Genomic DNA, 15,150 nt, shown 5'->3' with positions numbered 1-15,150 from the left:
GCGAGTGACTCAAATGAGCTTCCACGACCTCATCACTACCTTCTGCTTCGGTTATCCCTTCGTGGCAGCGTTTTACTGGATCAGCGGCGGCTGGCTCTACGTCTGGCTGCGCGGCCGCCATGAGCCACGGCCAGAGGAACCGCCCCGGCTCTGGGACTATCCGGGGGTGTCGGTTCTGGTGCCCTGCCACAATGAGGAGCAGCAGTTGGCCGAGACCTTCGGGGCGCTAACGCTCCTCGACTACCCGAACTTCGAGATCATCGCGATCAATGACGGCTCCACTGACCGGACCGGTGTCTGGCTCGACGCATTGGCCCTGCAGATGCCGGCGCTGCGCGTGGTGCATCTGGACACCAACCAGGGCAAATCCACTGCGATGAACGCCGGGGCGCTGGCCGCCCGGCACGAGTTGCTGGTGTGCATTGACGGCGACGCGCTGCTTGAGCCGCACGCGCTGACGTGGCTCGTACGCCGCTTCCAGACTGATGCGCGGATCGGCGGGCTCACGGGCAATCCGCGTGTGCGCAATCACGCAACGCTTTTGGGGCGCTTGCAGGTGGGGGAGTTTTCGTCTCTTGTCGGACTCATCAAGCGCGCGCAGACCGTGTATGGATCGCTTTTCACTGTCTCCGGAGTCATCTGCGCCTTCCGCAAGCGCGCGCTGCAGGACGCCGGCTGGTGGTCACGTACAGCCCTGACCGACGACGTCGATGTGAGCTGGCGCGTCCAGCTCGCCGGCTGGCGCCTGGCCTTCGAGCCCAAGGCGCTGTGCTGGATCCTGATGCCGGAGACGCTGCGCGGGCTGTGGCGTCAGCGCATTCGATGGAGCGAGGGAGGGACGACAGTCATGCTAACGGTCTTTCCTACCTTGCTGAAGCGGCCACGCCTGCTGCCGGTCTGGATCAACTTCGTGGTGTCCACCTGCTGGGCCTACGCGGTCGGGATAGGCTTTCTGAGCTGGACCCTCGTTTCACTGCTGCCACATCCGGGGCTGAACTTCCGGGGATTCTGGCCAGCCATGGGGCCCTACCCGCACGACTGGGGCCAGGTTCTCGCATTGACCTACCTCGCACAGGCCATCACCGGTGCGTGGCTGGACCAGCCTTTCGAGCAGGGGATATTTCGCTCATTGTTCTGGCTCGTCTGGTATCCCCTGGCGTTCTGGGTCCTTCAGGCCCTGTCGTCGATCGTCGGGCTGCCACGCGCCGTCTGGCGCCTTGGCCGGATGCGCGGCACCTGGGTCAGTCCCGATCGGGGCGTGCGCCTGGTTTCAGGAGCATCGACGCATCCAGAAACGCCTGCCCGAAACAGCCCGCGGCAGAGCGAGCCCCCAGTCAAGCTGGCGCCGCCACTGCAATGGCCGCCCCGAATTCCTCCGACACACGCCGCGTGGTGGATGCGTGTTCGAGACCTGGCGCTAACCATTGCGGCCTGGCTGGCCTATCTGTGGATTCTGCGCGAGCCGTTCGTGATCTTCATCGGATGGTTCCACCCGGGGCTCGGGGCGCTTCTCAGGAGAGTGGTCAATGTCGCATTCACGGTGGACCTGGAGCCTTTTCTCTGGGCTGCCGCAGTCCTCGTAGCCTGCATCACCTGGTTTGGAGTCCTACGTCGACCATACCTGTCGCGCCAGCCTGACGCCGAGCATGCCGTGCCGCCGCTGCCACCCGAGCCGCACTTCGAGGCTGCCGGTGTGCCAGTGTCACAACTGCCCTTGTGGCGCGAGGCACGTTGCCTGCGCGTGCACTACGAGGAAGGACGCATCACGAGCGTGACCGTGACGTCGTCTTCATAATGCGGCGGTGTCAATTAATGGCATTTCCGAATTAGAAAGGGCTTTCCACATCCCGTGGCGTAGCGATATGCCACGATGGTTGGTGCTGGCAACCCATCTGAGAAGGGGAAAGTCATGGAGAAGATCACTCGTATCGGCGTCTCCTCGAACTCAATGAAAAAGTTCGGACGATGACAGGTAGCCTGGGCCCAAGCCGCCCGCAGCAAGGACATTGCCGTTGAGCAGCAGCGTTGCCGTGTGCTGGTTGCGTGGATGACTGAGGCTGCCAGCTAGTGCCCAGGTCCGCGCCACCGGATCGTACAGTTCGGTAGAGGACAGCGAGCGTTGCCCCACGCCACCGGCCACGACTACCTTCCCGTCGGGCAGCAGCGTTGCGGTGTGGAAGTAACGTGCCTGGTTCATGCTGCCGGTCAGCGACCAGGCGCCGGCCGCTGGATCATACAGTTCGGCTGAGGCAAGCGTGGTTCCGTTGTAGCCCCCCGCGACAAGCACCTTGCCATCGGGCAACAGCGTGGCCGTAGTGAGTGAACGCGCCTGGCTCATGCTGCCCGTCGGGGACCAGGTACCAGCAGCCGGGTCGTACAGTTCCGCCGAAGATAGCTGGCCTCTGCTGCTAAAAGATCCTCCGGCTGCGAGTACCCTGCCATCGGACAGCCGCGCGACGATAGGGCGGTCCCGCGCCTGGTTCATATTGCCGGTCGGGGTCCAGGTGCCCGTAGCCGGATCGTACAGTTCGGCCGATGAGGTTGCCGCACCGGTTATGTCGATGCCCCCCGCAACGAGCACCATACCGTTGGCCAGCAGCGTCGCGATATGGTCTGCACGTGCCTGATTCATGCTGCCGGTCGGAGTCCAGGTGCCGGCGGCCGGATCGTACAGTTCGGCCGAGGCGAGTTCGGTTCCCCCGCTATTGCCCAGGCCGCCCGCCACGAGCACCCGACCATCGGGTAGCAGCGTGGCGGTGTGATATTGCCGCGCCTGGTTCAGGCTGCCGCTCGTCGACCAGGTATCAGACGCGGCGTCATACACTTCAGCTGCAGACAACGCGCGCCCGTGGATTCCGGCTGCCACGAGTACCCGGCCGTCCGTGAGCAGTGTGGCGGTCAGCCGGGCGCATCCCTGATTCAGGTTGTCCGCCGGCAGCCATTCGCCAATCACGGCATTGTTCACGTCAATCGTGATCTGGGCAGTGACGCTGCCCGCCCGGTTGCTGCCGGTCACGGTGTAGGTCACCGGTTCTCCTGCCGTGGTTGGCAGGCCGCTGATCACACCGGTCTGCGTGTCGATGCTCAATCCGGCCGGTAGCGGCGGCGACACCGAAAACTGGGTGATTTCCCCGCCTGATGCCTGCGGTTCGTCATACACGATCGGCACACCGACGATGTAGACCGGCACCATATCCGAATAGGTGAGACTGGTTGGCGCTACGATCTGCGGTCCGACCTCGATGCTGAGCTGGGTCTGAACGCTGTCCACGCTGTTGCTGCCCGTGACGGTGTAGACCGCCGGTGCGGCCACTGTCGCAGGCGTGCCAGTAATCACTCCGGTTTGCGCATCGAGGGAGAGTCCCGAAGGCAGGGCAGGCGACACGCTGTACTGCGTGATCTCGCCGCCCGTGGTGATGGGCGCATTGGGGGTAATCGGCTGGTTGACCACATAGACGACGGAGCTGTCAGGGTAGCCCAGATTTTCCGGCGCGATGGCGGTGTCCTTGACCTCGATCTCCAGCCTGGTGGAATCGCTTCCCCCTGCGTTGCCAGCCGTGATCGTGTAGACCATGTCATTGGTGACGGCAGTCGGCGTGCCGCTAATCTCGCAGGTCTGCGGGTTCAGGACGAGGCCCGGGGGCAGCGGCGGCGACACGCTGCATTGTGTGATCGCCCCGCCGCTATTGGTGGGCCGCTCGGGGATAATTTCGGTACCTTGCCCGTACACCACTGAGGCATCGGTTTCGGTTAGCCCCGTAGGCGGCACGGCCATGGCACTGTTATCAGGGTTGCCCTGGCATCCAGCCACCAGCATGGCCGAAGCCATAAGAAGGAACGTCAATATTCGTCTTGTCTGCGTGGACATGACCTATCTCCGTTTCCTTGAGGATAGGTCGTCAGACGCCCAGGTGCCGGTCGATTGTGATCCGAAGAAATGCCACACCCGCTGGCACCGATTTTCGCAGCACGCAGAAAAGCAAAATGAATCGTTAGATTGGCTCGCGCTGAAATGGGCGATGCCCCCGAGAGCGTGAAGAAGCGAACGACTGCTGTAAACGTATTGTGTTGAAAAACTCGCCGCGGCCGTGGCGGAAATCGGTATCGTACGCCGGGACGAGGTTAAAGGGCACAACTGCGTAACCGGCAAGGTCAGGTGGACCGGCACCGATTTCTCGCGCGTGCCGACCGCACTGCGTCGTCCTAGAATTAAATAACACGGGGGCGGGGGCGACATGAAACATGGACTGGTACTCGGGCTGCTGAGCGGTGCGCTGCTGGTCGGTTGCATGTCCGCGGGTGTCGAAGTGAGGCCTGAACAGATGGCGACCTTCAGGCGTGGCGTGACGACGATTCAGGAAGTGACGGCCACGCTCGGCCCGGCATCAGTGCAGACCGCGCTCGACGATGGTTCGATGCTGCTCGTTTACACGTATGTGACGTCGAGGCCGCACCCCGAAAACTACATCCCTTTTATCGGGTCGCTGATCGGTGGTGCCGACACGCACACGTCGGCGGCGGTGTTCCTGTTCGATGCGCGCGGCGTCCTCAAGAGTGCGAACACCACGACCTCGAACGTCGGAACGGGCCTGAGCACCGAACGACAGCACAGAGCCCCGCCGGCAATTGTTGAGGCGCCCGTTGTGGGCAACAGCAATCCGCCGGCCGCCGTGCAGAGCGTTGAGCCGCCCGCCGTGGTCAAGAGCATTTCGCCGGCCACCGCGGAGAGCGTCGAGCCACTTCAGGAAGAAGAGGGCCAGCCAGCACCGGAAAACAGCGTCGAACCGCCACCAGAACAAGGCATCCAACCGGCTGTCAGCAGGTAGCATCGAACCTCAGGCGTCGACGCGCGGACAGGCGATCCTTCCTGCTGTCGATGTTCACGTAACGTTGAACTTCACATACCCGCGATATGGGGCTTTGCGGCGAGCCCGTCCGACGAACGCTGAAAAACCTTGACGGACTACCTCAGGGCGTGAAACAGACCGTCGTAGCCACGGGAACCAGCCGTTCAACGTTTCGTATTAGTGGACTCTTGTCGACAATTCGCCGTGGAGACTAAGCATCGCGCGAGGGACTGCTTCCTTTCGACAACCGGGCTTTATCGTCAATTGGGCGGGCTGGAATCCCGCGCTCGGAGTCCGCTCGACGACCGGTATGCAGACGTCGGCCCGCCACTTGCCTGCAAAGGTTGGTGAGGCAGTGCCCCCCGATGTCTCATGCGAAGTATCAGGCGGGCCCTGGGGAGTCCATTATGGATAGTGCGCCGGCGAGGCAAGCACGGGACGGCATTGCGCCGCCTGGCGAAGGAGGATGTCATGGAATCTCGGCTCCATTTGCAGGAAGTCACGATTCCGGCGGGAGACGCGCGCCTGATGGGCACGCTCGCGTTGCCGCAGGACGCTCGCTCACTGGTCCTGTTCGCGCACGGCAGCGGCAGTTCGCGGCTCAGCCCGCGCAACCGGTACGTGGCCGCCGAACTCAACCGGGCCGGCATCGCAACGCTGCTGATGGACTTGCTCTCCGAGCAGGAAGACACCGATCCTGCTGCCCGCTTCAAAATCGATCTGCTGGCGGCGCGTCTCGCGCAAGCGACGGTCTGGATCGCGGTGCAGCAGACAGCACCCCTCCCCCTTGGCTACTTCGGCGCGAGTACGGGCGCTGCCGCGGCGATGCGCGCAGCGCACGTGTCGTCGGTCCCGATCCAGGCCATCGTTTCGCGAGGCGGCAGGCCCGATCTCGTCGGACCCGACGTCCTCGCCTCAGTGCAAGCGCCTACGTTGCTCGTGGTAGGCGGGCTCGACGCCAACGTCATCGAACTCAATAAGGCGGTTTTCGCTCTACTCGAATGCCCGAAGGATCTTGTAATCGTCCCCGGCGCGACGCACCTGTTCGAAGAGCCCGGCACGCTGGAAGCCGTTGCGCGGTGCGCCGTGCAGTGGTTCGAGCGCTACCTCGGCAAAACGAGTGGCGATGCACGAGGCAACGCGTGACGCTGCACCCGTCCAGCGTAAGCCGGCCGAGCTTGCGAGACACACGAGCTTCGGTGGGGCGCCTAAGCGACCGCACGCAGGACGAACGTGTCGTCCGCGCGGCGCTCCACACTGGCGCCTAAGGGCTGGCTCTCCCGATTGAGCGTTTCCTGTAGCCATTGAATGCCTTCTTCAGGCGCCCGGTTGATGCAGAAGTGGCGTGTCTGGGTCGGCGTCATCGACAGTTCGGCCAGCTTGCCCGTGACAAGGTCGAGGGTGGGGAAATACATCAGCGCCAGGTCGCCGCGATACGCTTGCTGACCGCCGATACCTTCGTAGTCGTTGATGAAGTCCCCGGCACCATACAGGATGAGCCTGTCCCGATACACCTCGATGCCCTTCACGTGGTGCGACGAATGGCCGTATACGACATCCACCGCGGCCGAATCGATCAGGCCGTGCGCGAAGCGCCGCTGCGACGCAGGTATGCCGAAATTGAAGTTCGCGCCCCAATGGATCGAGACGACAACGACATCGGCGGCCTGCCTGACCGTACGCACCTGCGCCGCGATCGCGCACACGCAGTCAGCGGAAAGATCAGTGAGCCGGTTCACGCCGGGGCGGCCCCGGTCGGCAGCCCAGTCGTCGCCCACGCCACTGCATTCCGTCGCAAAGGCAAAGATCACCACTCTGCCGCCGCCCGCCAGTTCGATCAAGGCAGGCGCGGCCGCCTCGACGTCGTCCTGCCCCGCGCCAGCCGTATGAATGGCGGCTGCACGCAAGGTATTCAGGGTTTCCGTCAACCCACGGTAGCCCCAGTCGAGCACGTGATTATTCGCAAGCGCGCAGCAGTCTATTTTCGCGACGCTCAGGACGGGCGCGTTGGCAGGATGCATGCGGTAGTGGATGCCCTTCCTGGGCCATGCGTCCTCGCTGGACGTGACGGCCGTCTCCAGGTTGATGATGCGGGCGTCAGGACTCATGCGCTCCAGTTCGCGCAGCGCATCGCCCCACACGTAGCCGAACGGGACATGCTCCGGCAACGGCCCGGTTTTCGCATCGGCGAGGCTCATATAGTCTCTCGCCGAACGCATATAGGGTTCGAAGAGATGGGGCCGGTTCGGATGCGGCAGTATCTGATCGATACCGCGTCCCAACATCACGTCCCCGCACAGAAACAGAGTGATGAAGTTCATGCTTCAGGCAAAAGCAATATTCCCGGCGCTGCCAGTCGCCGGGTATCAGCAGCGCCATCCCGGCGCATGGATGGCATCCGGTCACGGGTGCCCGTCGGATGTTGCACGTTTTCCTACCGGAAGCCCTTGCTGCGCAGGGAGTCCTGAAGGGTTGCAGACATTGACATGGCACAGTTCCTCTCACGTCGAAAACTGTTGCGCAAGACACGCTTTCAAGATAGTTCGCTGGCATTTCGGCGTCCAGAGAACCGGTCCGTACAGTGGCGACTCTCGTGTCGTCCTCGATCATGGACTCCCGTATGGGACGGCGGTCAATCGTGATCCGTCCCGCCCACGGCGACGTGCCGTGATCGACCAGATGCAGCTGGTAGCGCCGCAGGTCCTCGATGGTGGCCGTGTCAGGCGAGCGCCCGAGAAACCGGGAAAATTCGCGCACGATGCGCAGATAGGTGTCCTGCGTCTTCGGCGCAAGCATGGCACATGCGCATGTCGTCGGTCATGCGCTGGCGCAGTGGACTGGCGTTTGCCTGTGGGGAGGTCATGATTGGGCTCCTGCTGGAGAACGAGGCGGATTGCCTCATTCGCCAACATACGGAACCGCGCGGCGGACCTCCCGTGAACCACACGCGCTTGCCGGAGCCCCCTTCCGCGCGAGCGGTTCGTTCACGACCCTGAAGAGACGTTCAGGCTTCTACGAAGCGGACGATTAGTAGGCAGAAGCCGGGTTGAACCGAAATTTATCGCTATGCAAGCCGTCAATACGTGCAGCGCCTGCAATTTCGTGAAGCATGTATTAGGGGTTTAGCCGACGCGGCTGACTATGAGTTGACAGAATCGCTCAAAGTCGCGATCGATTCGGAACGCAAAGCGCCTGAAATCGAAGTCGCGTCCAAGCGACGCGAAAAAACTAGCGACCTCTCATTGCCTGAATGAGTTGTTTCCAAAGCGCCTCGGCCGCAGGTGACAGGTGCCCGCCTACGCGTCTTATCACCTGGCTATTGAATTCGCGGGCGATGGGATGGTCGATTTCCAGTGACACGAGTTTTCCCGCTTCCAGATAAAGCCTGGCCGCATCCGTCGACATGAAGGCCACCCCTAACCCGGCCGCCGCGATCGCTTGCGCGGTCGAGAATTGATCGCATCGGTAAGACGGCGTCAAATTGAGCCGGTCGGCACGAAGAATCGAGTCGACGTATTGTTGAACATTGTAGTGGGCGGGCATGAAGATCAGGCGTTCGCCCTGTAGCTGCTTGAAGCGGATAGTCCGTTTGGCCGCTAGCGGATGATGCGGACTCACGAGCGCGCAACACGGTGCCGCGCGGAACGTGCGAGTCCGGATGGCAGGGTCGTTGCCTCCGCCCGTGCAGAGTCCCAGATCTACGTCGCCGTTGCGCACCATGGTGACAATTTCCGCAGTCGTGCCGCTGCGCAGTTCGATCATGATGTCGGGGAATTGAACGCTGAACGGTTCAAGCACGGTTGCAATCAGCGTCTCCATGCGGCCCTCTCCAACGCCGACGCCCAGCCGCCCGCGCCGCAGTCCACGATAGTCTTCCAGTTGCGCGAGCATCTGGGCGTCGCGCCGGCAACTCTCGCGGTAATGTTCAACCAGGCCGAGGCCGACTTCTGTCAGCGCCACGCGCCGGCCACGTCGCTCGAGCAGCGTGACGCCATGCTCCCGCTCAAGATGCGACACCTGCCGGCTGATGACGGACGCGTTGATGCCCAGGGCGTCCGCTGCAGCACGTACGCCACCATGAACCTCAATCTCGTGCAGATACCGCAAGCTGCGGGTGGTCAGCGTGTTGGGGCCACTCACGCGAGGTTCTTCAGAGGCATTCTTCATATAAAAAAATGTTGATGTCACGGTCAACATTATCTGCCTGAGAACGTCATTGATCGTGAGTTTTCGGGTTGGGATACTGATTTCTCGAACCCACTCACCTTCACCTGGCGAATATGCGATCAACCTGCACGTTGTGCACCCTCGATGAAACAACGGATCTCGCAGCGGAGCTGAAAGACATTCGTCATCGTTTGCACCAGCATCCGGAACTGGCATACGAAGAATTTCAGACCTCGGATTTCGTCGCAGAAACGCTTGAACGTTGGGGTTACGAAGTGACGCGCGGCCTGGCAGGAACCGGTATGGTGGCGTCGCTGAAAGCCGGGTCGTCAAGCCGCGCGGTGGCCGTCCGCGCGGATATGGACGCGCTGAAAATCGCCGAGCAAACCGGGCTGCCCTATGCCAGCGTCACACCGGGGCAGATGCACGCGTGCGGTCATGACGGTCACACGACAATGGCCCTGGGCGCCGCCCGTCATCTCGCGCGCACACGCCGGTTCGACGGCACCGTTCATCTGGTGTTTCAACCCGCCGAGGAGATCGGTGGTTCGGACAGCGGTGCAAAACGGATGATTGCCGATGGCTTGTTCGAGCGGTTTCCATGCGATGCGATTTTCGGATTGCACAATCATCCGGGCTACCCTGCCGGCACCTTCATGTTCCGAAGTGGCCCGTTCATGTCGGCCTCCGACATCGTAGACATCGTCATACGCGGACGCAGTGGTCATGCGGCACGCCCCCACCTGGCGATCGATCCTGTGATGATAGGTGCGATGCTGATCGTCGCGCTCCAGACTGTCGTATCGCGCAACGTAGATCCCATGCAGACGGCCGTTGTGACCGTGGGAGCATTTAACGCTGGGCACGCCGCCAACGCGATCCCCGAAAAAGCACACCTGCGCCTGAGCGTGCGATCGTTCGACGCCCAGGTGCGCAAGCATCTTGAGACACGCATCCGCGCCCTGACGCAATCGCTTGTGGAGGGTCATGGTGCAGAGGTCGAGATCGACTATGTTGCCGGTTACCCGACAGTCATCAACAGCGCAGCGGAGACTGAACTGGCGGCGCAAGTGGCGCGAGAACTGGTTGGCGAAGCATGTGTCATCGATCCATTCGACCGGATAGCCGGCAGCGAAGACTTCGCGTACTACTTGCAACGCAAGCCCGGATGCTTCCTGCGCCTCGGAAACGGCGAAGGCGTACCCATGCTGCACAACGCGTCCTACGATTTCAATGACCTGAACCTGACCGTAGGCGCGGCCTACTGGACTCGCCTCGTCGAACGCTTTCTCGCACCCAGTCAATAAGCATCAGCCCATAGCCCCAAAAAAAAGAACCGTCCATCGTGGTATCACGCCGGGACGGCACATCGGAAGCACCCGAATCAGGAGCCCAACGAATGTCAGCCACACCCACATCGACTGCCACGTCCACAGCCACGCCCAGGTCCACCTCCGCAACCCGGATCGTCATTGCAGCCACCGTCGGCAACCTTCTCGAGTTTTACGACTTTACGGTCTACAGTTTCTTCACTTTGACAATCGCCAAAGTGTTCTTCCCGGCGAACGATCCGGTTGTCTCTACGCTGCTCGCGCTTTCTGCGTTTGCCATCGGATTTCTGGCCCGCCCGCTCGGTGGCTTCGTGCTCGGTCACTATGCCGACAAGCGGGGACGCCGCTCAGCACTGACTTTGACCATTTTCCTGATGGCGATTGGCTCGGCGGTCATTGGACTGGCGCCGAGCTTTGGATCGATCGGATTAGCCGCGCCGGTGCTGGTCATCGCTGCCCGCCTGTTGCAGGGCTTTGCCCAGGGCGGCGAATTTGGTGCTGCTACTGCAACCTTGCTGGAGACCGGGTCGGATGGCGCCCGCGGCTTTCGCGCAAGCTGGCAGCTCGCCAGCCAGGGTGCCGCTGCACTCCTCGGCTCCGGCACCGCCGCACTGCTCACCTATTCGCTTACGGACAGCCAGTTGCTGGAATGGGGATGGCGCGTGCCGTTCCTGATCGGTACGCTGATCATGCCAGTCGGTATCTATCTGCGCAGGCATGTGGTCGACGAGCCGCTGCAGGCGCACGGACAAAAGATCGCCGTTCTTGACCCGGTCCTGGTGCGGAAATGGTTTCTTGTCATCTTTACCATCATGGGCACCACGGTCGCCACGTATGTGCTGGTCTACTACATTCCGGTCTACTCAACCCAATATCTCAAGTTACCGCATAAGCTTTCGATGTTGACCTCAATCGGTGCTGCAATCTGCTCGCTGGTGTTGTGTCCGCTATGGGGCGCGCTCTCCGATAAGCTCCAGCGCCGCAAACCGCTGATCGTGTACGGGCGCCTTGCGCTTATCGCTCTCCTCTACCCAGCATTCTGGTTGATGAACCAGTACCCGATACTGCCGGTTGTCGTCAGCATGGTCGTTGTCATGATGTTCTTCTACACCATGGGCTCCGCGCCTGCCTATGCGCTCATGCCCGAGAATTTTCCCAAACATGCGCGTGCCGGCTATCTGGGCAGTGCATACGCCGTGGCCGTGGCGGTGTTTGGCGGCACGGCTCAACTCCTGGCGGCCTGGTTGATCAAGGTGACCGGGAACGTGATGTCACCCGCCTGGTACATGATCGCCTGCCTCGTGATTTCTCTTGTCGCGGCATGCAAGCTTACCGAGACCGGCAACGCGAACTTGCCGCAGTAGTGGCACGGTATCGACCCGGCACATGCATTAACCGACTTCAATCTCTCAGGCGAGTCTGTCGTCGGATGGTTACCGTTTGCATCCGTCGTGGTCTTCCACACGCGGCAAGTGTCGTATCCTCAATCGAGACCGCCATACGCGGCCTCGCCTTCGAACAGCGTCATTGCCACATCCACCTCCGCCAGTCGATGTGATTCCACCGCGCGGAGGTCATGTGACAGCACCGCGAGCGACGCGGGGCGGCCAGGTGCGATATGCCCGGCCTGATCGTCAAACCGCAGACTGAATGCGGAGTGATGGGTGTACGCCTGCATCAGGAGATATGCTTGGATCTGGTGTACGGGGGAGTTGAGGCGGGAGACTGAAGGCGGTGGAGGTTTTAGCTGAGAATCTGATTGTCGAAGTCGGAAACCAGCAAACAACAAACCATCCACCATGAACAAGTTTACGGAAAAAGCGGTTGTCGGTCTATCGGAAACCGGTCTGGGCCTGGACGAATTGTTCCGTCACGGAGCCCGGCAGGTGATTCAACAGGCGATCGAAGCAGAGTTGGCGGCGTTGCTGGGAGCAGTTCGAAAACGTCAACACGTTGCACGGGCAACGCGCGGTGGTGCGCAATGGTTACCTGCTCAACGGGCGACATGAGCGAGGCGTTGAGCGTGCTGCTCGGTGATGAGGCGAAAGGCCTGTCGGCCAATGTGGTGAGCCGACTGAAGGCGCAATGGGCCGATGAGCACGCCAACTGGAGCCGACGTGATCTGTCGAAGTCGCGCTACGTGTACTGGTGGGTCGACGGTATTCACACCGGGCTGCGAAGCGAGAATTCAGACCGGCAATGCCTGCTGGTGATCATCGGCGTGAAGCCGGATGGGCGCAAGGAGCGTGTGGCGATCGGCGACGGATATCGCGAGTCGAAGGCGTCGTGGCAGGCGTTGCTGCTCGACCTGAAATCGCGAGGCCTGCAGGCTGGTCCGCTGCTGGCCATCGGCGATGGCGCGATGGGCTTCTGGGCCGCACTGGAGGAAGTGTTTCCCGCGACGCGAGGCCAGCGCTGTTGGTTCCACAAGATGGGCAACGTCCTGAACGCGCTGCCGAAATCGCAGCAAGGCAAAGCTAAAGCAGATCTGCAGGCGATATGGATGGCCGCCACGCGCGCCGAGGCGCATGCCGCCTTCGATCGGTTCGTGACGATCTATGCGGCAAAGTATCCGAAGGCCACTGAGACGTTGAAGAAGGATCGAGAAAGCCTGCTTGCTTTCTATGACTTCCCGGCCGACCACTGGCAGCATTTGCGAACGACAAACGCGATCGAGTCGACGTTCGCGACCGTGCGGCACCGAACTACGCGCACACGCAACTGCGTGTCGCGACCAACCTTCCTGGGTCTGGCATTCAAACTGATCGAGGAAGCTGAGAAAACATGGCGGCGCATCAACGGCCCCGAACAGATCAAGCTGTTGCTGGAAGGCATTGCCTTCAAGGACGGCGAACCGGTGCAAGACGATCAACCCCGTCAGCAGAAACTCGCCGCCTGAGGTCGCCGTTCATCAACCGCTCATACACCAGACTTGACCGTATCTCCGCGTAATTCGCCACGACCTTCTCCGGGTCGCCAGTTTTCAGTGTCGTTCCAGCGATCGAAAAGTGCAGCAATCTGCTTGTCCGATGCGGGATGGGAGCTTTCGGTCTTCGCGAACGCGCCGCCATGGACGACATCCAGAAAGCACCGCAGCAACTACGAACGACCGCGGTAGGCAAATTTTCATGAGCACCTCCCTGCATATCGAATGCGCTTGCGGCGAAGCCGCCATAGCATTGGACGCTGTCTGCCATTTTGTAACTCAAAATGGTGCTACTTCCAATTCGCGTCGGCTTCCCCGCACGAAATACTCCATCGCTTCAAAGCCGCGTAACGTTGTTCAGACCGCTGTGTGGCGTTGTTGCTTCAATAGCACATTCGACCAACTCATCGTTCGTCCATCGAGACGTAGAGGCCTTTCGTGCCTTGCAGCGGTCGCCGCCGACTTGAGATAGTTGTGAGACTTAGAGCGGTTGGCTGGAACGGGCCGAAGTCCCGCAGTTTTGCTCGGATTCGACAACGTGGACGCGAATTTGCTGCGCCACCTGCAACCGCGTGTGCACGCCGTATTCTGGAAGGACCGAACGCTCACGGCTCATGTGATCGTGCAACACAAAGCGTCGTAATGAAAGACTCGATCTCTTCGCATCTCGTGTGCCACTCTGACCAATGAAAACGTTGTCAGACGGGTCGGCAGGCGAGACCCGAAGTGTCGAAAGGCGGCAACCGGCCGAGTCTTGCCAATCACCGTTCGATCGGTCTGCAGATAATAGGCATATGGGTCGTAGGGAATGGATCGACACCCCCCGTTCAAGCTACCACTTCGATCGAATGAAACATCCGCCGCCGCTCTGGATTCTGAGAGCGCACGTCATCGCTGACGACGTCCCTAAGGCACTGAACGAAGCATTCCGCCACGGAACTCATCGGCTGCCCACGCCGCGAAATGATGCCGACTGACGTTTCCTCGAGATCCTCCCCGATCGGCAAAGCACACACCCGCTCCCGCACCATGTCGATTTCGACGAGCGGCCACGGAAAGATGCTCAACATGTCTGAGTTGACCAGCTGAGCGAGCGTAATCGCCAGCGAATGAACGAAGTGGATACGCTTGGGCGCGCTGAGGCCGTACCGCTTGAACAGTATCTGCGCATGGCTATCCTGACTGCTCAGGTCCCATGGCAACAGCCACGTCGCATCGGTGAGTTCGGCCAGCGAGCGGGAGTGTGCCTTCGGATGCCCACGACGGGCGACGACGGTCGAATGCGTGACAAACAGCGGCACGTTTCTGAACTCCGATTGCATCGTCGCCGGCGCCGGCCGCCCTATCACGAAATCGATGGTGCCGTCGCGAAGCTTCGGCTGCACGACGCCCAACAGTCCTTCATAGAATTCCAGCTGCACATCAGGCATCCGCTCCAGAAAGCGGCGGGTCGTTTCTGGAAGAAACGCAAACGCGACCCACGGCGTTACACCTACCGTCAATTTGCCTGCCGGTGCATGCCGCATTGCATCGATTTCCGCCTCCGCCTGCGCGATCTGTCCAACGACGAGCCGCGCATGCACGATGAGCGATCGGCCGTATTCGGTAAAGGTGATGCCGGTCGCACTGCGATTGACGAGCGGCACGTGCAAGTTCGCTTCGAGGTCACGAATAGTACGGGTCAACGCCGCGGGAGACAGGCCGAGCGTCCGCGCTGCTGCGCGAATGCTGCCCGTATCGGCAATGGTGATGAGCGCATTGAGTTGATGAACTTTCAATGAGAAGGGACTCGCTCGACATGGGGAGATTACGGATGCCTTCGCTGAGCGGGCACGCTGGGTGACAACAAAAAATTGCCACCGTGCGCATTTTACGCCTA

The 15,150-nt window shown here is 61.2% G+C and carries 10 protein-coding genes and 2 pseudogenes; 6 read left to right on the top strand and 6 right to left on the bottom strand.

Translation table 11 applies throughout. The features are described 5' to 3' along the window. Window positions 1–13 precede the first annotated feature (13 nt). On the top strand, window positions 14–1,795 hold the full coding sequence (gene pgaC / locus P3T23_RS26370; protein ID WP_429319046.1) for a poly-beta-1,6-N-acetyl-D-glucosamine synthase: 1,782 nt from the start codon (window positions 14–16) through the stop codon (window positions 1,793–1,795). A 150-nt stretch (window positions 1,796–1,945) separates the two neighbouring features. Here pgaC and P3T23_RS26365 read toward each other — a convergent pair whose 3' ends face one another. Beyond that, window positions 1,946–3,868, bottom strand: a complete 1,923-nt coding sequence (locus tag P3T23_RS26365) for a kelch repeat-containing protein (RefSeq protein WP_429319045.1) — start codon at window positions 3,866–3,868, stop codon at window positions 1,946–1,948. Window positions 3,869–4,235: 367 nt separating this feature from the next. Here P3T23_RS26365 and P3T23_RS26360 point away from each other — a divergent pair, with 367 nt between their 5' ends. Beyond that, window positions 4,236–4,826 carry a hypothetical protein gene (locus P3T23_RS26360; protein ID WP_429319044.1) on the top strand — a complete coding sequence of 197 codons (591 nt, stop codon included), beginning with the start codon at window positions 4,236–4,238 and terminating at the stop codon, window positions 4,824–4,826. Between the two features lie 492 nt (window positions 4,827–5,318). After that, window positions 5,319–5,993 (top strand): dienelactone hydrolase family protein, encoded by a 675-nt coding sequence (locus P3T23_RS26355; RefSeq protein WP_429319043.1) that lies wholly within the window; start codon window positions 5,319–5,321, stop codon window positions 5,991–5,993. Between the two features lie 62 nt (window positions 5,994–6,055). Here the strand turns inward: P3T23_RS26355 and P3T23_RS26350 are convergent, their stop codons facing one another. The 3 genes and pseudogenes from P3T23_RS26350 to P3T23_RS26340 all read right to left on the bottom strand — a co-directional run bounded on the left by P3T23_RS26350 (window position 6,056) and on the right by P3T23_RS26340 (window position 9,137). After that, window positions 6,056–7,168 carry a CapA family protein gene (locus P3T23_RS26350; protein WP_429319042.1) on the bottom strand — a complete coding sequence of 371 codons (1,113 nt, stop codon included), beginning with the start codon at window positions 7,166–7,168 and terminating at the stop codon, window positions 6,056–6,058. Between the two features lie 334 nt (window positions 7,169–7,502). After that, a pseudogene (locus P3T23_RS26345) lies at window positions 7,503–7,710 on the bottom strand (phage integrase N-terminal SAM-like domain-containing protein); the annotation flags it as partial. Between the two features lie 365 nt (window positions 7,711–8,075). Continuing rightward, window positions 8,076–9,137, bottom strand: coding sequence for a LysR family transcriptional regulator (locus tag P3T23_RS26340; protein WP_429319041.1), 1,062 nt, complete (start codon window positions 9,135–9,137; stop codon window positions 8,076–8,078). On the opposite strand from P3T23_RS26340, the gene P3T23_RS26335 reads away from it, so the two are divergent. Together P3T23_RS26335 and P3T23_RS26330 are read left to right on the top strand one after the other, a co-directional pair. Next, on the top strand, window positions 9,128–10,321 hold the full coding sequence (locus P3T23_RS26335; protein ID WP_429319040.1) for a M20 aminoacylase family protein: 1,194 nt from the start codon (window positions 9,128–9,130) through the stop codon (window positions 10,319–10,321). The genes P3T23_RS26340 and P3T23_RS26335 overlap by 10 nt on opposite strands. Before the next feature lie 92 nt (window positions 10,322–10,413). After that, complete coding sequence (locus P3T23_RS26330; protein WP_429319039.1) at window positions 10,414–11,709, top strand: MFS transporter; 1,296 nt, start codon at window positions 10,414–10,416, stop codon at window positions 11,707–11,709. A 119-nt stretch (window positions 11,710–11,828) separates the two neighbouring features. Here the strand turns inward: P3T23_RS26330 and P3T23_RS26325 are convergent, their stop codons facing one another. Further along, a complete protein-coding gene (locus P3T23_RS26325) occupies window positions 11,829–12,023 on the bottom strand; it encodes an amidohydrolase family protein (protein WP_429319038.1) in 195 nt (64 codons plus the stop codon). A gap of 121 nt (window positions 12,024–12,144) precedes the next feature. Between P3T23_RS26325 and P3T23_RS26320 the strand changes: the two are divergent. Next, window positions 12,145–13,244: pseudogene (locus P3T23_RS26320) on the top strand (IS256 family transposase). Between the two features lie 854 nt (window positions 13,245–14,098). Here the strand turns inward: P3T23_RS26320 and P3T23_RS26315 are convergent. Next, window positions 14,099–15,049 (bottom strand): LysR family transcriptional regulator, encoded by a 951-nt coding sequence (locus P3T23_RS26315; RefSeq protein WP_429319037.1) that lies wholly within the window; start codon window positions 15,047–15,049, stop codon window positions 14,099–14,101. Window positions 15,050–15,150 lie beyond the last annotated feature (101 nt).

It is taken from the genome of Paraburkholderia sp. GAS448, from assembly GCF_050435685.1.
Taxonomy (GTDB): Bacteria; Pseudomonadota; Gammaproteobacteria; order Burkholderiales; family Burkholderiaceae; genus Paraburkholderia.
The sequence above is the reverse complement of the archived record's forward strand: the minus strand, read 5'-3'. Positions and strand labels throughout refer to the sequence as shown.